This window comes from Paenibacillus motobuensis, assembly GCF_039521865.1.
In the GTDB taxonomy this organism is placed as follows: domain Bacteria; phylum Bacillota; class Bacilli; order Paenibacillales; family Paenibacillaceae; genus Fontibacillus; species Fontibacillus motobuensis.
This window is the reverse complement of record NZ_BAAACX010000007.1, coordinates 547,056-563,364: the sequence shown is the minus strand read 5'-3', so window position 1 is coordinate 563,364 and position 16,309 is coordinate 547,056. Positions and strand designations below refer to the sequence as shown.

Annotated in this window: 20 protein-coding genes and 1 pseudogene; 8 read left to right on the top strand and 13 right to left on the bottom strand. The window is 42.8% G+C overall.

Annotated elements, in window-relative coordinates:
* The first annotated feature begins 105 nt into the window (after positions 1–105).
* The 4 genes from ABD014_RS07770 to ABD014_RS07755 all read left to right on the top strand — a co-directional run bounded on the left by ABD014_RS07770 (position 106) and on the right by ABD014_RS07755 (position 4,013).
* Positions 106–1,236, top strand: coding sequence for a sensor histidine kinase (locus ABD014_RS07770; protein ID WP_343859507.1), 1,131 nt, complete (start codon positions 106–108; stop codon positions 1,234–1,236).
* Between the two features lie 130 nt (positions 1,237–1,366).
* The gene (locus ABD014_RS07765; RefSeq protein WP_343859505.1) at positions 1,367–1,747 is read left to right on the top strand and encodes a hypothetical protein; all 381 of its coding nucleotides are present in this window, start codon (positions 1,367–1,369) and stop codon (positions 1,745–1,747) included.
* A gap of 28 nt (positions 1,748–1,775) precedes the next feature.
* On the top strand, positions 1,776–3,332 hold the full coding sequence (locus ABD014_RS07760) for an ABC transporter permease (protein ID WP_343859502.1): 1,557 nt from the start codon (positions 1,776–1,778) through the stop codon (positions 3,330–3,332).
* Positions 3,333–3,341: 9 nt separating this feature from the next.
* Positions 3,342–4,013 (top strand): ABC transporter ATP-binding protein, encoded by a 672-nt coding sequence (locus tag ABD014_RS07755; protein ID WP_343859499.1) that lies wholly within the window; start codon positions 3,342–3,344, stop codon positions 4,011–4,013.
* A 306-nt stretch (positions 4,014–4,319) separates the two neighbouring features.
* Here the strand turns inward: ABD014_RS07755 and ABD014_RS07750 are convergent, their stop codons facing one another.
* Both ABD014_RS07750 and ABD014_RS07745 read right to left on the bottom strand, forming a co-directional pair.
* Positions 4,320–4,790, bottom strand: coding sequence for an NUDIX hydrolase (locus ABD014_RS07750; RefSeq protein ID WP_343859497.1), 471 nt, complete (start codon positions 4,788–4,790; stop codon positions 4,320–4,322).
* A gap of 13 nt (positions 4,791–4,803) precedes the next feature.
* Positions 4,804–5,217, bottom strand: a pseudogene (locus ABD014_RS07745) (inositol monophosphatase family protein); the annotation flags it as partial.
* A 161-nt stretch (positions 5,218–5,378) separates the two neighbouring features.
* On the opposite strand from ABD014_RS07745, the gene ABD014_RS07740 reads away from it, so the two are divergent.
* Positions 5,379–5,891: a GNAT family N-acetyltransferase gene (locus ABD014_RS07740; protein WP_343859495.1), complete on the top strand. Its 513-nt coding sequence runs from the start codon at positions 5,379–5,381 to the stop codon at positions 5,889–5,891.
* Positions 5,892–5,896: 5 nt separating this feature from the next.
* On the opposite strand, the gene ABD014_RS07735 is transcribed toward ABD014_RS07740, so the two are convergent.
* Entirely contained in the window at positions 5,897–6,691 is a 795-nt protein-coding gene (locus ABD014_RS07735) for a phosphodiester glycosidase family protein (protein ID WP_343859492.1), read from the bottom strand.
* Between the two features lie 293 nt (positions 6,692–6,984).
* On the opposite strand from ABD014_RS07735, the gene ABD014_RS07730 reads away from it, so the two are divergent.
* On the top strand, positions 6,985–8,367 hold the full coding sequence (locus tag ABD014_RS07730; protein ID WP_343859488.1) for an ADP-ribosylglycohydrolase family protein: 1,383 nt from the start codon (positions 6,985–6,987) through the stop codon (positions 8,365–8,367).
* Between the two features lie 125 nt (positions 8,368–8,492).
* Positions 8,493–9,341, top strand: coding sequence for a helix-turn-helix transcriptional regulator (locus ABD014_RS07725; protein ID WP_343859486.1), 849 nt, complete (start codon positions 8,493–8,495; stop codon positions 9,339–9,341).
* 70 nt (positions 9,342–9,411) lie between these two features.
* Here the strand turns inward: ABD014_RS07725 and ABD014_RS07720 are convergent, their stop codons facing one another.
* The 8 genes from ABD014_RS07720 to ABD014_RS07685 all read right to left on the bottom strand — a co-directional run bounded on the left by ABD014_RS07720 (position 9,412) and on the right by ABD014_RS07685 (position 14,328).
* Positions 9,412–10,167 carry an ABC transporter permease gene (locus ABD014_RS07720; protein WP_343859483.1) on the bottom strand — a complete coding sequence of 252 codons (756 nt, stop codon included), beginning with the start codon at positions 10,165–10,167 and terminating at the stop codon, positions 9,412–9,414.
* Positions 10,161–10,937: an ABC transporter ATP-binding protein gene (locus ABD014_RS07715; protein WP_343859480.1), complete on the bottom strand. Its 777-nt coding sequence runs from the start codon at positions 10,935–10,937 to the stop codon at positions 10,161–10,163. The genes ABD014_RS07720 and ABD014_RS07715 overlap by 7 nt, the downstream gene beginning before the upstream one ends.
* Positions 10,918–11,901 (bottom strand): ABC transporter substrate-binding protein, encoded by a 984-nt coding sequence (locus tag ABD014_RS07710; RefSeq protein WP_343859477.1) that lies wholly within the window; start codon positions 11,899–11,901, stop codon positions 10,918–10,920. The genes ABD014_RS07715 and ABD014_RS07710 overlap by 20 nt, the downstream gene beginning before the upstream one ends.
* Before the next feature lie 222 nt (positions 11,902–12,123).
* On the bottom strand, positions 12,124–12,657 hold the full coding sequence (locus ABD014_RS07705) for a hypothetical protein (RefSeq protein ID WP_343859474.1): 534 nt from the start codon (positions 12,655–12,657) through the stop codon (positions 12,124–12,126).
* Between the two features lie 164 nt (positions 12,658–12,821).
* Positions 12,822–13,175, bottom strand: coding sequence for a VOC family protein (locus ABD014_RS07700; RefSeq protein WP_343859471.1), 354 nt, complete (start codon positions 13,173–13,175; stop codon positions 12,822–12,824).
* A gap of 55 nt (positions 13,176–13,230) precedes the next feature.
* On the bottom strand, positions 13,231–13,512 hold the full coding sequence (locus ABD014_RS07695) for a hypothetical protein (RefSeq protein ID WP_343859468.1): 282 nt from the start codon (positions 13,510–13,512) through the stop codon (positions 13,231–13,233).
* Between the two features lie 75 nt (positions 13,513–13,587).
* Positions 13,588–13,974 carry a VOC family protein gene (locus ABD014_RS07690; protein ID WP_343859466.1) on the bottom strand — a complete coding sequence of 129 codons (387 nt, stop codon included), beginning with the start codon at positions 13,972–13,974 and terminating at the stop codon, positions 13,588–13,590.
* A 93-nt stretch (positions 13,975–14,067) separates the two neighbouring features.
* A complete protein-coding gene (locus ABD014_RS07685; RefSeq protein ID WP_343859464.1) occupies positions 14,068–14,328 on the bottom strand; it encodes a DUF3024 domain-containing protein in 261 nt (86 codons plus the stop codon).
* A gap of 82 nt (positions 14,329–14,410) precedes the next feature.
* Between ABD014_RS07685 and ABD014_RS07680 the strand changes: the two genes are divergently transcribed.
* Entirely contained in the window at positions 14,411–14,758 is a 348-nt protein-coding gene (locus ABD014_RS07680) for a nitrous oxide-stimulated promoter family protein (RefSeq protein WP_343859461.1), read from the top strand.
* On the opposite strand, the gene ABD014_RS07675 is transcribed toward ABD014_RS07680, so the two are convergent.
* Positions 14,755–15,744, bottom strand: coding sequence for an amidohydrolase family protein (locus tag ABD014_RS07675; protein ID WP_343859750.1), 990 nt, complete (start codon positions 15,742–15,744; stop codon positions 14,755–14,757). The genes ABD014_RS07680 and ABD014_RS07675 overlap by 4 nt on opposite strands.
* Before the next feature lie 103 nt (positions 15,745–15,847).
* Positions 15,848–16,249, bottom strand: a complete 402-nt coding sequence (locus tag ABD014_RS07670) for an SRPBCC domain-containing protein (protein ID WP_343859459.1) — start codon at positions 16,247–16,249, stop codon at positions 15,848–15,850.
* Between the last annotated feature and the right edge of the window lie 60 nt (positions 16,250–16,309).

Here is a 16,309-nt window from a genome sequence, read left to right as displayed (position 1 = left end):
ATCTCTGCGTTCGCTGCCATTTACATGATCACTTACAGTAATATACAGCGTGAGAACCAAATCAAACTGACAAATATTATGATGTCACCCATTATGATGAATTCGATGAGTAAATCAGATGAATACAATAATACCGGTAGGGTATTTGTTGGGAAAATACCAAATGATTATGCTTCTACTTTTAGTGTATTAGTTGGTGAAAATAACACTTTGCTAAATGTTCATTCCTATTTAGATTTAACGGAAGATGTCTATACTAAAGCAACCAAACTGGCCACCTCTTCGAATAAAGACAGTGCTGTCATCTCGATCGATGGACAACGTTGGCTTTTTCAAATCAATTCCATGAATGCAAATCTTATAATCAAGGGGAAGAGCGGTATCACCCAAGCGCCCGTTCTTGAACAGATTTATTTTATGGATGTGACCGAATCGTATAACATACTTTCTCAGCTTTTGCTCACATTTGGGGTCATCAGCATTGTGATGTTGTTTGTCATTTTCGGTATAAGCCTGTTTTTTGCCCGGCGTGCTATTACACCTGTAGAAATAGCCTATGAGAAACAAAAGCAGTTTATCGCCGATGCTTCTCACGAACTGAAGACACCGATCGCTGTCATTAATGCCAATACTGAAGCTTTGTATGCCAATAAGACCGAGACGATTGAAAGCCAGCAGAAATGGCTGGATTATATTACCGCGGAAACCGATCGAATGGGAAAGCTCGTCAGTGACCTATTGTATCTGGCTAAAACCGACAGCGAGGCTATAAACAGTCAGTTTGCCCCTTTTAATATCAGCCATGTTGTTACCGATGTACTGCTCACGATGGAAGCTATTGTCTTTGAAAAAGGAATAACACTTTCTCAAAACATTGAGCCAGATCTCATCGTGAACGGTGCTAGTGATAAAATGAAGCAAGTCGTCATCATACTGCTTGATAATGCCGTAAAGTATGTGAATGAAAACGGTAAAATTGAGGTTGCGCTCAAAAAGTCTCGAAACCACGTACTCTTTTCTGTGAAAAATTCAGGGAGTGGAATTCCAAAAGAATGTCTGCCAAGACTATTTGATCGCTTTTATCGTGTAGACGCTTCAAGAGTTCATGACGGAGGTTATGGTCTTGGACTGTCCATTGCTAGAGCAATCATAGAAAATGCAGACGGGAAAATTTATTGCACAAGTGTTGAAGGAGAAAGCACAACTTTTGTATTTGAACTAATCAGAAAAGAATGATGGAATCCTGTATAAGCCTTCGGATCATACTCCGAGGGCTTTTTTTTGTTTTGTATTTACGATTTAAGGTTGGTTAAAGGTTTGTCCTTTTAAATAATCAATATGAATTCTAGGAGGAGGAAAATTGATAGTGAAAAAAAATCTAACCAGCGTCATTATCTTTATACTATCCGGTATTATTCTAGCTTTGGGCATATGGCAGCTCATCCTGTACATCCCGCCACAGCTTGAAATGCTAGATAATGCCGTCTTGCAAGGCGCTACTTCGGAACAAACATCCGATTACTACTGGCATGATTTTATACCGCAAGTGCTTACCTATGTCATTACTACTCTTGGTTTTACTGCGGTATTATTGACCGCTGGCATGCTTCACTTAAGACTTGCTGCCAAGCAACCATCTGACAATCGTTATATAACCAGACCATTCCAGTCCAAAGCTTCGGCGGAGGACGAACTGGACGATTTCTTTGATGGATTTGAAGTAGTGGAAGCGGAGCACGAAAAATAAAAAAGTCCCCAAAAGGAGTTTGTTAAGCATGTATATCTTACAAAATGCACTAAAAAACTTAGTGCGAAACAAAGGTAGAAACTTGATGATCGGCGCGATTATTTTCGTCATCATACTAACAACCGTTGTGTCTTTAATCATTAACAATACTTCTTCGGCAGTGATTGAGGATTACAAAGAGCGCTTTGCCTCGGAGGTGTATATTACGCCCGATATGCAGAAGGTTATGGAGGAAGCACAGAAAAACTCTACAGACGGTAGAGTGATGGTCAAAAAGCCTGAGATCCCTTCAGAGCAGTTGTTGCAGTTCGCCAATTCGGAATATCTCAAAGAAAGTATCGCAACAGGTTCAATAATGGCCAACAACTCGGAGATTACAGCGATTGACCAAGATGACTCTAATACGTCGGGGGAAGGCACCACATCTATTGTCGGTCAGGGCGCTATGATGAAAGGCCCAGGCATGAACGGAAATTACAAGCTGATGGGTGATAACTGGGAAGAATTTAACGATGGACTTAGAAGCCTTGAAAGCGGCAGGTTGCCAGAAGCAGACGAAGAAATTGTGATTAGCAACGAGCTTCGTGACTTAAACAACATTAGCCTTGGCGATGTAATCACTTTTACAGCCAATATGAGCGTTGACGCCCCCTCTGATATGACTTCCGACAATGTACAAGAAGGCGACAAAGTAACCGTAGATGGTGTGGAATACACCGCGTCTATATCTGGAATGGGGACTGTCCGTTTACAACGTGAGGTTACTTATCCATTAACCGTTGTCGGTGTTTATAATGACTTGACCGATGAATATGCAAATGACAATATGCCTAAATCCGCAGCATTTAATAGGCGTAACGAGGTCCTGACCACACTCGACACATTAATTGCCCAGCGCAAGGCTAATGAGACCGGAGTGAATGTAAATGTAACCTATTATCTGAAAAGCCCCGAAATGCTGGAGCCATTTGAAGCAGAGGTTAGAGCAAAAGGACTTGCTGATCTTTTCAATGTAAATACGGACACAGCTTCCTATGAAAAAGTAGTAAAGCCTGTTGAGGGATTAAAGAGTATTTCTATCACTTTTATGATCGTTGTTATCATTCTTGGCTCGATTATTTTGCTGTTGCTTGCTTCGATCTCAATCCGGGAGCGCAAGTATGAAATTGGCGTGCTTCGGGCGATGGGGATGAAAAAAGTTAAAGTGGCACTGGGACTCTGGTTTGAAATTCTTACAATTACTTGTTTTTGTCTTGTCATTGGATTAGGTGTAGGTACTGTTGCTGCACAGCCAGTATCCGACATGCTGCTGCAGAATCAAGCTGAAGCGGCTGGGTCAAACACATCGCAAGGTGCTGGTGGAAATGTCATGATGGGCCCCGGGGGTATGCAATTAGGCGGCGCACAGCTTGGAGGAGCACAGACTAGCGCAATGCCGTTGTCTGAAATGAAAATCTCACTTGACCTTGTAACGATATCGGAGATTATCGCCATTTCTATTCTGCTGGCTTCATTTGCCGGTTTAGTCTCCATTAGCAAGATCACAAAGTTTGAACCCATCAAGATCCTCATGGAAAGGAATTAGGTGATAGCAATGAGCGTACTTACAGTAAATAATGTATTCTACAGATATGAAGGTACGAAGAAGAATGTTCTCAAAGGAGTGAATGCCTCTTTTGAACCTGGAAAAGTTCATACGATCGTTGGCAAGTCCGGATCCGGCAAGTCAACTTTGCTATCTTTAATTTCCGGACTTGATGTATGTACCGATGGAACCATCATGCATAACGATCAAGACTTAAAAAAGCTCGACCGTGACGAATACAGGGCTAAAGGGATTGGGGTTGTATTTCAGAGCTTCAATCTCCTTACCAATGCAACCGCAATTGAGAACATTGTGCTGTCCATGAATATTAACGGGAGCCCCATGAAGGATAAAAGAGCATATGCCTATGCTTTACTTGAAAAGGTCGGCATCGACAGAGAAACGGCGGACAGGAGAATACTAAGGCTATCCGGTGGCGAACAGCAGCGTGTTGGAATTGCCCGGGCAATATCACATAATCCCGATATCATCATCGCCGACGAGCCGACAGGCAATCTGGATAGTGCAACAGAGGAAGCTATCTTAGATATCTTCACTTCACTTGCCCATCAGGAAGGCAAATGCGTTATTATCGTTACACACTCTAAGAAGGTAACAACCATAGCTGATGTCATTTACGGGATGAGTGAGGGGAAACTATCGCAGATGAAGCAAAAATAAAGCTCAAGAGGGGGCTGTTCTCCAAAAGTTGATTTACCGACTTGGAGATGCCCCCTTTACGCGCCCAAAAGTGTGGACATACCCCTGTTTTGACCTGCTACCCGGACACTTTTGACCGTTAGCGTTGATTCTTTGGAACGTTGTTCTTGTAACGGACAACGAAGTCCGTTACAAGGGGATAAGGTCGCGAAAACCGTATTTTTTGCTTCTAATGGTCAAAGTTGTTTTTTCGTTGCTCTAACGGATTTTTGACCGCTTGATACGTCCGATCACGTTAGTCTTAGATACCTGTAGGTTATATGCTCCTTATACTAAAATAACTCTTTCATTCACTTTATCTAAGTTCCTGATATCTATAGCATATTTCTCCAATTTCTTATCCTTACGTTCATTCCATCTAGCATACAAATCATAAAACAAATCTCCGAAATTCATTCCTTCAGGCAAATCATCTTCGAACTTTATTTCTTCAATCTCAAATCCTGGTAATGTGCTCATCTCTTCTACTTCTGCGAAGAACACCATTCCAAAACTTTCGTTCAATTGGTAAATTCCGAATGGCGTTAATCCAAATCTTACTGCTCCTGTCTCTTCATATAATTCACGACTGGCTGTATATAATATCGTCTCCCCAATTTCTCTGGTCCCTCCAGGGACCTCCCATCCTCCTCGCTTCTTATTATTTATGATGATAAATTGGTTGTTGTATTTCGCGATCAGAACAGCAAACTTCAGGAGTTCGTGATTGATTTCATTTAATTCATACCATTGTCTCATTTTGTTCATTCCCTCACTGTAGTCCTTCTCTTACAATACGGAGCATTTCCTTATTGTCTGGATGACAGGCAATTAAATAGGGTTCCTCTTTCATTCCACTGAACGGATTCCCTTCAAAATCAATAACAATCCCTCCCGCTTCCTTGACCATCAAAATACCTGAATACAAATCATCACCTTCAGAATTGTACAGTACAATTCCATCGATATCTCCTTTGGCAATATGATTATTACACATCGCTCCTTCCCCAATAGCAGATACAAATAGACGATCTGTCAATGGCTCATATACCACCCCAAGCACAGGTTCTCTTCTGTACATGAGCGTAATAGATGTCGTAAAGACAGGTAAACCAATAGCAAAATTATTTGTTCCATCTAAAGGATCAATTAACCATAACCAATCGTCATTCGAGCCAATTCCCCCGTTTTGCAGCTTGGATATTTTGATAGTTCATTTAGCACCTCATATTAGATATTTTTCATTTGTACACTTTCAGACACATAAATTAATTACTCATATGACATATAATTGATTTGTGCATAGCTCTTTCAACAACGAATGAAGTAATAGGAGGAAATAATATAATGGAAACCCTTGAAACCGAACGCTTAATCCTTCGAGAATGGCAGGATAGCGATGCTAACGATTATTTTGAAATATATAGCAACAGTGATGTAGAAAATGCTGGAGCGAAAATTTGTGAGAGTATTAATGAAAGTCTTGAATCTATCCATCAATTAATTAAAAGTCAGGAATCTTGGGCTATCATTTTGAAGAAAAATGACAAAGCCATCGGTTCAATATCTCTTAGCGATATAAACAGACATGACCGCTATAAAGAGTTAGAATATATTATTTCTATGGATTATCAAAATAAAGGGTATGCAACGGAAGCAGTTAAGTGTATGTTAAAATACGCCTTTACTGAACTTGACTTATTGGTTGTGGCAGTTTGCCATTATTCATCCAATTTAAAATCCAAACGTGTTATCGAAAAATGCGGTTTTACATATGAAGGGACACTACGCAAGTACAGTAGAAATTTAACCGACAGCGTACGGTATTCTATGATAAAAGATGAATGGGAAAACCTATAAAAAGCTTACTCCCCATTCACCACAATCATCTGCACCACTGCTCGGCTGTCGCCTTTCAGTTTAACCTTATCGGCCAGTAGTTGTGAGGAACCGTCCCCATCCAGAAAGATAGCTTCATTCAGATTTCCTGCGTCAGTCATTCTCTTCATAGCAGTACGAAATTCCTCTGCAGTACACTTGGTCGAAGTGACTACAAGATACACCTTTCCATCATTATCATAGGCCATACCGCTGCGGAGACGCTCAACATCCGGAAACGGCAGTCCTTCTTCTTTGACCGCTATTCTATACCAATTGCTGTCGTCCTGAAGATTCATACTGATTCCGCCCTGTGCCCAGAACCTTGTAGCGTCTGTCATGTACAGATCGACCACGCTTGAAGCTCGCTGTACGTTAACCATTTTGGTAACCCGATCATATACCATGGTCCCTCGGGCATATTTGGTGTTAAACCAACCTGAGCCGTATTCTTCAGGACTCCCGTTTACAGGTATACCATCCATAACTGCGATGCTTAACAATTGATTCTCCCAAAAGAATCCGCCATTTATTCCGCTAATTCCCGATTGCACGACGTTGTCGTTTATACTGGAAAACGAAATATTACTCGGATCTGTCTTCAGCACATGTAGAGTAACCTTATTATTAGCGATGACTTGAAAGTACTTAGTTCCTTTGGGAATACCGTCCTTACCTAAGTTCCATCCAAACAAGGCCGATAAAATGAGGACTAAGGTACATAAATAAATCGGAAAATAACGTTTTATTATGATGAATCTTTGATCCCCTGTTCCTTCCATATCCGTTAGTCCCCTATCCTATTCTTGTATCTTTACTGTTTCTTGAGTTCAAAACGTTGTGCTATTCACGAAAAGACCCAGCCATTAGATAGCTCTTATCATAGGCTGGGTCTTGTGTAGTCTGAGCTTCCCCAAGCGTACCAGTCAACGGAATGTTATGCAAGCAGGATCTCGAACTATACTCAGTTACGCAAAAAATGAGAATATCGCTTTCATTTTTTGAGAAGTCATAGGCGAGAATGCTGGCTATAATCAGTGATAAAGAAATTCACAAAATTATGGAGGAATCCGTTATGACGAAATGGATTGGACTGCGAGAACTTGTCAGGCAAGAAATACAGCAGCGCGGAGAGGAAGGCTGCCATGTAACAGGTTTCATGGATCGACTTGAAGCGGCCGATATGGATGAAGCTCAGATTATGGGGATATATCATGAATTAATGGCACTTGAAATAAGCCCTGATTTTAAGTATATTGAGCCATCAGATTTGGAAGCGATTCGTGCTGAACGCCCAGAAGGGCCGCGTATGATTAGTAGTGATTGGGATGACGAAGTATGGCAAAACAAGTTTTATGGTGCCTGGCTCGGCCGAGCAGCCGGTTGCGCATTAGGTAAGCCGCTGGAGGCTCCAGCCTTCATGCAGGGATCAGCAGGTAGACCCGGCTGGCATAATATTAAGCTCTGGTTCGAAGGCGCCGAGCAATGGCCGATTCGCCACTACACACCAAGCAAATCGACTGCCGAGGCTCAATATGACATCGAGATTGCCCACTGGAGCAGTCTGGCCAGCTGCCAAGATCATATCCGCTTTATGGAGACGGATGATGATATTCGTTACACGGTGCTTGGACTGCTCATGCTTGAGGAGTACGGTCTAGAATTTAACTCCTGGGATGTCGGCAAGATGTGGCATCGTCTCCTTTCCTTCGGTCAGGTGTTCACGGCTGAAACACAGGCATACCTGAATTTTGCCCGAGTCACTACACGTATTAGCGGTGAGCAGCCTGATGACTGGGTGAAGCATATCCAGTGGGTACGTTCCTATCTGAACCCTTTCCGGGAATGGATCGGTGCTCAAATCCGCGTAGACGGCTATGCATATGGCGCTGCCGGCCAGCCTCAGCTTGCTGCTGAACTTGCTTGGCGGGACGCCTCTTTCTCTCATGTGAAGAATGGGATTTACGGCGCTATGTTCTGCTCAGCGATGATTGCAGCTGCATTCGTTGAGAGCGATGTGAAGCGGATCGTTGAGATCGGGTTAAGTGAGATTCCGCAGCGCAGCCGGCTGGCAGAAGACATTAGACTGGCGGTCCAAATTGCTGAGGAAACGCCAGATCAGCTTGAATTGGTTGAGAAAATTTGGGATGCCTTTAAGCATTATCACTGTGTGCATACTAACAATAATGCCGCATTATGCGCGGCTGCGCTCATTCATTCCGGCGGCGATTTTGAAAAAGGGATTACTACAGCCGTTCTTGGCGGCTGGGACACCGATTGCAATGGCGCCACCGTCGGATCCATTCTTGGCGCTTCGCTTGGAGCGTCCGCACTGCCTGAAACCTGGATCAAGCCCCTGAACGATACTTTGTACGCGGATATCAGCGGCTTCCACCCAATTGCCATCTCAGAATGTGCTCAGAGGAGCTATCATGTTTTCCGGAGACTTCAGCGGTAAATGCCAATCTTGTTTCGTAACCCAGGCCTCCTCTATGAACTGTCTTGGATGATTCTACAACCACAAATGCAGCTCTTATTGTATACTTGCCTTATACATGATTAATGTCAGGGGGCGATGGAAAAATGAAGCTGCATATTACATACGATCATCCAATTCCGATCAATGCTTTCGAATGGACGCCTGCTACGAATCGACAATCACCCCATATGCATTCAAGTCTGGAAGTCGGCCTCTGCCTGTCAGGCAAAGGCTGCTTCTTCTTTGGCAGCAAACGCTATACGGCTAGTCCTGGCGACTTATTTATCGTCAACAACGAGGAACATCATATCGCTCAATCTGACCCGGATGATCCAAGCCGCTATCTCTTTATTAACTTTGATCCGACGCTACTGCTCACGGAAGAGCCAGGTCTTTTACTGCCCTTCTCCTATCGTTCTACTCATTTTCGTAATCATATTGCCGGTAGCTCGCCGCTTGCAAGGGAGCTTACGCCTTGGATCCTTGCAATAGCGGAGGAGCTTCGAGAGAAATCCCCCGGCTATTTGGCGATGGCTAAAAGCGCGCTTATTCAGTTATGCGGCCGCCTGCTCAGACATTACAACGAGCTGCTTAGTGATGACGAACGACAGGCGATGGTACAAACGGTTCGTCAAGCACAATCTTTAGCCACTTTGGTGGATCGGCGATTTCATGAACCGCTGAGTTTGGTGGGGCTGGCAGATGAGTTGGGTATAAGTGCTTCGCGCCTCAGTCGTGCATTTCTGGAAACGACCGGGTACCGTTTCTCTGATTACGTATCTCTGCTGCGAGTCCAAGCCGCTAAACGAGAATTGACAGGGACAGATAAAGCAGTCACCAATATTGCATTTGAATGTGGCTTTCAAAGCTTGCCAACCTTTTATCGGGTTTTCAAAGACATTGCTGGGGTATCCCCCGTGACTTATCGTCAATCTATGGGGTTTATGCAATGAGTCCCCAGCCATAGATAGCTCTTATCTAAGGCTGGGGCGTTTGTTGTCTGAGCTACTTCCGTGCCTTATCCTACTTCCGCCACTTCATGAATCGGTAGTCCAGCAGATCCACCAGCAAGAACAGAACGAAGCCGACCAGACTAAACAGCAGAATCCCAGCGTACATTTGCGGATAATCCAGTCTGAGCCATGCATCCATAATGAAGAAGCCCATACCATGCTCGGTGCCGTAGATTTCAGTAAAGAACAGAACCGATATGGCCGTACCCAGCGAGATGCGGATGGTGCTAAGGATTACAGACAATGCGCCGGGTAGGGTGACATGCCAAAATTTCTGTCCAGGCCCTGCGCCAATGCTTGTCAGCACATCATACGTGTTCGCTGGTATGGCTTTTACCCCGTCCCGTACAGAAATGATAATCTGGAATAGCAGGATCAGCATAATCATGAGAATCTTGGAGGTCTCGCCAAGCCCGAAGAACAGCATAACCACCGGGAGCAGCGCGATCTTGGGCACCGGATAAGTCAAATACACCACCGGGTCCAGCAGCTTGTTCCAAAGCGCCGAACGCCCCATCAGTAGCCCGATCAGCAGGCCAACGATCAGTGCTAACAGAACTCCAGCAAAGATTCGCATCAGACTATAGCCAACATTCAGCACAATATCCTTTCCGCCAAGGTGTCCCATCGCCTGATAGACCTCCAGCGGGCTGGGCAGCATCGGATGATGCACTAGCAGATACGCTACGTACCAGACCACATGCATCCCCAAGAACACTAACAATAATCTCAAAATATAGTTGAGCCGACGTCGTTTTTTCACCATTTCTCCTGCATTACCTTTCTGATTCTCTTGATCTGGTCAAAAAAGGCATCACTGGCTCGCTTCTCCCTATGCTCCAGCCCGAATACTGCCTCATTATCCATAATCTCCGGCGCCTCGCTCTTGCTCGACGGGAGCACGATAATCTTCTGCCCTAGCAGGATGGCCTCATCTACATCATGAGTCACGAACAGCGCTGTGGCGGGATTCGCCTGCCAATGCTCCAAGAATAACTGCTGCAGCACTTCCCGCGTAATGGCATCCAACGCAGAGAATGGCTCGTCCAGCAATAAAATAGACGGCATAATCGCAAATGCCCGTGCAATGGCAACCCGCTGCTGCTGCCCCCCGCTTAGCGACAGCGGGTAACGGTCCGCTAGCTCCTGGATGCCCATCGCCGACAGCCAGCGATCAATTTGCGCTTCCTGAGACCTCCTATCCTGCCCCTTGGGATTCGCAATCTTCATTGCTACCCTGATGTTAGACTTGACTGTCTTCCAGGGCAGGAGACCGTAATTTTGTGGTACCAGACCAATCAGTATGTCCTGTTCGCGCAGGGACTGTCCATTGAACATCAACTCGCCTCGATATTCCGGCAGGAGGCCAGACACAGCGCGCAGCAGTGTGGATTTCCCGCTCCCGGATGGCCCTAGAATGGTGTAAATCCCGTGCTCCGGCAAGGTGAAATCCACTCTCCCAAGCGCCAGCTCCCCGCTCTTGTATTCAACTTCAAGCTCCTTTACGCACAGTCCGTTATTTCTTGAACTGGACATCGGATATCACCTCTTCTGGGGTGATGTCTTTTGTCAGCAGACCCTGCTCGCGGGCCCAAGCAAATGCCGACTCGACCTCTTTCACATCGACCTGATTAGCTGGAATGTAAGCCGGTACCTCAATTTGGTCCTTCAAGGTTTCCGGATAGCCGACTTCCTTGATCACCAGGTCAATATAATCCTTCTGATCATGAGATTGCATGTACTCAACCGCATCATCATAGGCTCTATACATAGCACGGATCGCCTCCGGCTTGGCATCAATCACGCTTTGCGGAAAGGCCAGCACGAATGGGTTTACCTGAGCCTGTTTCGTGGAGCTAAGCACGCGTAAGTCCGACGCTTTCCCCATCGTAACGAATGGTTCCGGCAAGATCGCGGCATCCGCTTTGTTATTTTTCAGCAGCTCCAGCCGTGTTGGAATTTGCGGTACTTCCGTTATATTAATGTCCTTCTCCGTCAGTCCGGCCTGCTTCAGCATCATGGCAACGGTGTACTGCGTAGAGGTATTCTTAGACAGGATCACGGTTTTTCCCTTCAGATCCTTCACTTCCTGAATCCCGTTATTGCCGGTCAACAGATCAAATTCTCCGAAGGTTGTGCTGGTTATTTTCACGTCTAATCCAGCTTCATTATAGATCGAAATGGCAACCAGATCGGCGCTTAACCCATCAATCTTGCCGGCTTGAAAAGCTACATCGCGGTCTTTGGCGCTCTTGAATGTCTGGATGTTCAGGTTCACTCCGTGCTTCTGATCAAAGCCCTGTTCATGAGCAATAATGAATGGAATCGCATCTATTGATGGCAGTAGGCCCAGAGACAGCTCCGGTGTCTCCGATGCTTTACTGCCACCGTTGCCTGCGTTGGCATTATCCGTCTTGCTGTTGCATGCCACGCCTACTATGCTGATGATAAGCGCTAACGCTAACAGCATCATCATTCTTCTTGTTGTTTTGATCTTCATGGTTGTCCCATCTCCCCTATGTTTTCTATATAGAATTGGCATACTATGTGCCTTCTTCTTACTTGAGGCATCTTTTGCAACTTTGCACTTTTATTCACAAATATTGTCGCACATTGTTTATATGCCGGCCAAAAACCTCAAGTAATGTTATTTTACATCTATAATTGCATTTTGTATATTTACAAATTTAATTATTTTCAAAATAAAGGCACCCATTATCACTTATAAATATTTTTGAATCATTTGTTCGTCCCATATTTGGACTTCTATGTATCTTTCTGGTCCCCGATCACCGTCAGCATTCCAATCTTGTGGTAAGCCGAACTGATCAATAACTTTAACAATTTCATCTTTAGTGTAAACTTGTTTTCTATATGGTTTCTCATCTGGATATCGCATAGTCGGAAATAGATCACCATATGTAAAGCTCATTGATTGTTTAGAGATTTCATTCCAATCTATTGTTATAATTCCTGGTTCCATGTACCATGTCTGAAGCCAATTACAAGCCCCCAAAGTCATATAGTGGGGAAATGCATTGATGGGTTTCCCACCTTTTTTTATAAATATGTCTCTGGCTATTCTTTCTAATTCTCTTCTGATCATCAAATAATCATCATTTCTTTGACTGGCAAATACGTCCCCCTTTTTCTTAATTTGATTAGATATTTTTGTTGCATCATCCATTGATAACTTTGATAAATTTTTAAATGGACCGATTTCTTTCTCAAAATAGTGATACAGATCATATGTCATGAGCACTGTCCTTTATATTAGTTTCAAGAAATAATCCACAGGAATATCCATTCCGTTCAAATTGATTTGATAAAAACCGCGCAAAGGTTGATTTACCTGAACCCGGAATACTCAATTAATACAAGCTTCTTCTTCACCAAATCATCCCTCCATGTTCACCGAATTTATTCTCTATGGGTAAGAATATTAACCAAGTTGTTAAAAGGATCTCGAACATAAAATCTTCGTACACCCCATGGTTCATCTACTGGTCCGTATTCAATATTGAATCCTCCATCTTTCATTCGTATATAGGCCTCATCTATATCATCCACCTCGATGGATAAATCAGGCGTGTCAGTCTCTGAACCTCCTTGGGATGCAAAGCTGATTTGAATGTCCATATTATCCTTTGATCCGTAGGTTGCTATCCATCCATGGTCCATCAATAGGTCGAGCCCCAAAACGTCTTGATAGAATTTTTTAGCCTTCTCTATGTCTTTCGTCTGAATATTGGTCACGATTCGTTTAACCTTCATTTCGCCCGGTCTCCCCTTCTACTCTACTTATCTATTTCTTTTTTAATAAACTCATTTAATTCTTTATGTCGTCTGTTACATCATCATTTATCGTATCCAGACTCTGATTGACATCAATTTGCTCGATAGGCTGCACCGTTCCGTACTTTTCCATCCATTCAACTAGGTCATTAAAATGGCTTTCAAAACTTTCCCTTGCTTGAAATAGCCTTTTGGTAGATACAAGCTTCCCATCCTCAGAAATATCTATGGAGTAGTTGCTTAAATCCCGGTTAACAATCGTCATATATAAGCAGTTTCTATTGGTACCGTGGTTGTCCGGTCTTCCTTGCTTCATTATCCAATATTCAGGAATTATTCTTATAGCTTCATTGTTCGGATCTATGTCCCTTCGAGTTACTGTAGTTGCTGTTTATTCCTTTCGGGAAGTCCATTCTATTAAATTAATTGCATTTCCATCTGGATCATAAATATCAAAATCGATATGGTCATTCCATTCCGAAGACCACCTATTAATTGATCCCAAGACAACTCCTTTATTATTCAGTTCCTCATAGGCTTCTGAAATGTTATTACAATATAAATTCATAATGGGATGTTTTAAAGGTTCATACGATTCTCCAACTTCAATTAATGTAAGTAACGTGGATTGGTTTGGAATAGTATAATTTGCTCCTCTACCATTATCCCATTGTTCAACATCTCGCAATTGTAAACCAAGCACATTAGAATAGAATGGTAATGCCCTATCCAAATTACTAACTCTAATAAATATTGCCCCTAGATTTTGTACTTTCATATTAATCGCTCCTTCAAATAAGAATTTATTTTTGCCTCACAGAGAACTCGGTACCGAATGCGGTGTTAACTAGAGTCATTCCCCTTCTCCAGGTTACATCCACATATATCCGAACTCAAAGTCTTCTATCGGTTTTATATCTTCTACAAAATGCCATTTATCTTTACTATCCTTCCAATATACTTTCCATTTGTTTTCATCGTATCTAAATTGAGCAATCGGTAACTCGACTCGTCTCCCCGGTATAAATGAAGGTCTATCTTGTGATAGAGTATCCGTGTTTCCTCGAAACTTATAAATGACCTTAAGCTCTGCCTGAGATGAACAGGTATCTTCTATTTTTATGAGATTCATACTATTTTTCTTTGATGATTAGATGATATTGTTTAATGTATAATTTTAAACTTTTTATTACATTGAAAAGAGGTCTTCATACATGGAAACCGAGGCAAAACGGCAGTTGAATGATGGTCCTAAAATCCGTAAAGAAAAAGATATTGTTTCAAAAATGATTCGTCTATATTGTAAGAAAAAACATCATCAAAAAGAGCTCTGCGAGGAATGTCAGGACTTAAATGATTATGCTATGAAAAGGCTATCCCTCTGCCAATTTGGTGAAGAAAAAACAGCTTGTGCAAAGTGCCCTATCCATTGTTACAAACCGAATTACCGTCAAAGAATTAAGGAAGTTATGCGTTTTTCAGGTCCGTGGATGCTACTGTACCATCCAATTGAGTCCATTAGGCATATACCAACGCCAAGTAAGTTAAGAAAATACTTTTAGTTAGCGAAGGCATTTTCCCTTATTTCATTTAATTCTTCAGCGCTAAACAATCCTGCATGGTACAGATTAAAAAATTCCTGAGATACACTTTGGTCAAAAATAAGCATATCATCCGTATTCACCGTAACCCTAACTCCATGGTCGAACAATATTCTTATGGGGTGTGCTTGATAATTCTCTACTCTCGAAAGGAGGATATTGCTTGTCGGGCAAATGTTCAATTGTATGTTGTGGTCCGATAACCACCTCATCACTTGAGGGGAACTCGCTGCGGCGATTCCATGCTGGATTTGATCCAGTTCCAATACTTCAATTGATTGTCTAACCAACTCAGCCGTTCCGAATTCACCGACATGTGCCTTAAGAATCAATCCTTTATTTTTCGCCTTTCGAAAAACCTTCTTAAATGCGGGAACAGCAAATTCATCACCGAATATGTCTATGGATTTGAAATAATTCAACTCTAGAAACTGGTCTAACTTTTCAGAGGTTTCATGAATCGGTGTATATGTTAGAAATGCGATCTCTGGGACAAAAATGACCTCTGGTGCAACCCTCTGATGGATGTCCTGTATAGCATATACCAATTTTTCAGCTGAATTATCAAACAAAGCCTCTTCACCAATAGTTACACTCATATGAAGTAAGTGGACCCCATCCATCTTCGCCTGCTCAAAGGCCGCTTCTATACGCTTTTCATAACCAGGCCGACCAGGCAGCAATGGTTTAATGTTTATGGTGTTCCACTGATTCATTTCATGAAGATCTCTAAACTTTGGGCAATCGGGTATCTTTGTACCACACCATTTTTCTATATACCTCTTGTTCCCACCCCTGGTGCTATGATTGTGTAAATCTGCTTTGGGTACTTTTCTCATTTCAGCCAAGTTATTTTCCTGTAAAGCAGCTATAAACCGATCTTTCAAGAGTTGCTCGCCCCCTAAATTCCTCTTGGATTCCAAAATGGCCCAGCCCTTCTTTCTCATCAACACTTAAATCTCCTTCTAATCTCAGAACCCGACGGATATTTCAATCCCTTATTCACCTTTGGAGTAGTTTGAATACAACATATGATCCTCCTGTTTTTGCTTATATTCCTTGCATCAATTTCTCCAGTACTTCTTCCCATCTTACTTTCATTTCTTCCCGATCCTTAGAACTAGGTAAGTTCTCTTGATGAAAACTAATTGTGCACTTGCCATTCAATTGTTCTATTGTTCTAATTTGTAAAGTTGAAGCTCTCTCCCATTGATCTTTCTTCCATGTTAATCGAACATTCTGTCTCTCATTCAGCACTCTAATCTCTCCAGAGATACCCTCCTGAGTAGAATAATTTGCACCGACAGAAAAATCATACGAAGAAATCTCTCCTAACCAAACATTAATTCCCCGGGGAGACACAATCATTTCCCATGCTTCTTCCAAAGTCAGGGGAAGTGTTCTTCTGACTCCAACCTGGTAGCCAACAGATTTTGTCTTACCTACTTCCATTTTGAATCCCTCCGAGAATAATTTTTGGAATTTTTACGAAAATGACCCAGCCTCTTAGAT

What these genes read in the sequence shown, in the direction of transcription:
- ABD014_RS07770 (WP_343859507.1), top strand. Translation starts at nt 106, where the DNA reads ATGAGTAAATCAGATGAATACAATAATACCGGTAGGGTATTTGTTGGG.
- ABD014_RS07760 (WP_343859502.1), top strand. Translation starts at nt 1,776, where the DNA reads ATGTATATCTTACAAAATGCACTAAAAAACTTAGTGCGAAACAAAGGT.
- ABD014_RS07755 (WP_343859499.1), top strand. Translation starts at nt 3,342, where the DNA reads ATGAGCGTACTTACAGTAAATAATGTATTCTACAGATATGAAGGTACG.
- ABD014_RS07750 (WP_343859497.1), bottom strand. Translation starts at nt 4,790, where the DNA reads ATGAGACAATGGTATGAATTAAATGAAATCAATCACGAACTCCTGAAG.
- ABD014_RS07740 (WP_343859495.1), top strand. Translation starts at nt 5,379, where the DNA reads ATGGAAACCCTTGAAACCGAACGCTTAATCCTTCGAGAATGGCAGGAT.
- ABD014_RS07735 (WP_343859492.1), bottom strand. Translation starts at nt 6,691, where the DNA reads ATGGAAGGAACAGGGGATCAAAGATTCATCATAATAAAACGTTATTTT.
- ABD014_RS07730 (WP_343859488.1), top strand. Translation starts at nt 6,985, where the DNA reads ATGACGAAATGGATTGGACTGCGAGAACTTGTCAGGCAAGAAATACAG.
- ABD014_RS07725 (WP_343859486.1), top strand. Translation starts at nt 8,493, where the DNA reads ATGAAGCTGCATATTACATACGATCATCCAATTCCGATCAATGCTTTC.
- ABD014_RS07720 (WP_343859483.1), bottom strand. Translation starts at nt 10,167, where the DNA reads ATGGTGAAAAAACGACGTCGGCTCAACTATATTTTGAGATTATTGTTA.
- ABD014_RS07715 (WP_343859480.1), bottom strand. Translation starts at nt 10,937, where the DNA reads ATGTCCAGTTCAAGAAATAACGGACTGTGCGTAAAGGAGCTTGAAGTT.
- ABD014_RS07710 (WP_343859477.1), bottom strand. Translation starts at nt 11,901, where the DNA reads ATGAAGATCAAAACAACAAGAAGAATGATGATGCTGTTAGCGTTAGCG.
- ABD014_RS07705 (WP_343859474.1), bottom strand. Translation starts at nt 12,657, where the DNA reads ATGACATATGATCTGTATCACTATTTTGAGAAAGAAATCGGTCCATTT.
- ABD014_RS07700 (WP_343859471.1), bottom strand. Translation starts at nt 13,175, where the DNA reads ATGAAGGTTAAACGAATCGTGACCAATATTCAGACGAAAGACATAGAG.
- ABD014_RS07695 (WP_343859468.1), bottom strand. Translation starts at nt 13,512, where the DNA reads ATGAAGCAAGGAAGACCGGACAACCACGGTACCAATAGAAACTGCTTA.
- ABD014_RS07690 (WP_343859466.1), bottom strand. Translation starts at nt 13,974, where the DNA reads ATGAAAGTACAAAATCTAGGGGCAATATTTATTAGAGTTAGTAATTTG.
- ABD014_RS07685 (WP_343859464.1), bottom strand. Translation starts at nt 14,328, where the DNA reads ATGAATCTCATAAAAATAGAAGATACCTGTTCATCTCAGGCAGAGCTT.
- ABD014_RS07680 (WP_343859461.1), top strand. Translation starts at nt 14,411, where the DNA reads ATGGAAACCGAGGCAAAACGGCAGTTGAATGATGGTCCTAAAATCCGT.
- ABD014_RS07675 (WP_343859750.1), bottom strand. Translation starts at nt 15,744, where the DNA reads ATGAGAAAGAAGGGCTGGGCCATTTTGGAATCCAAGAGGAATTTAGGG.
- ABD014_RS07670 (WP_343859459.1), bottom strand. Translation starts at nt 16,249, where the DNA reads ATGGAAGTAGGTAAGACAAAATCTGTTGGCTACCAGGTTGGAGTCAGA.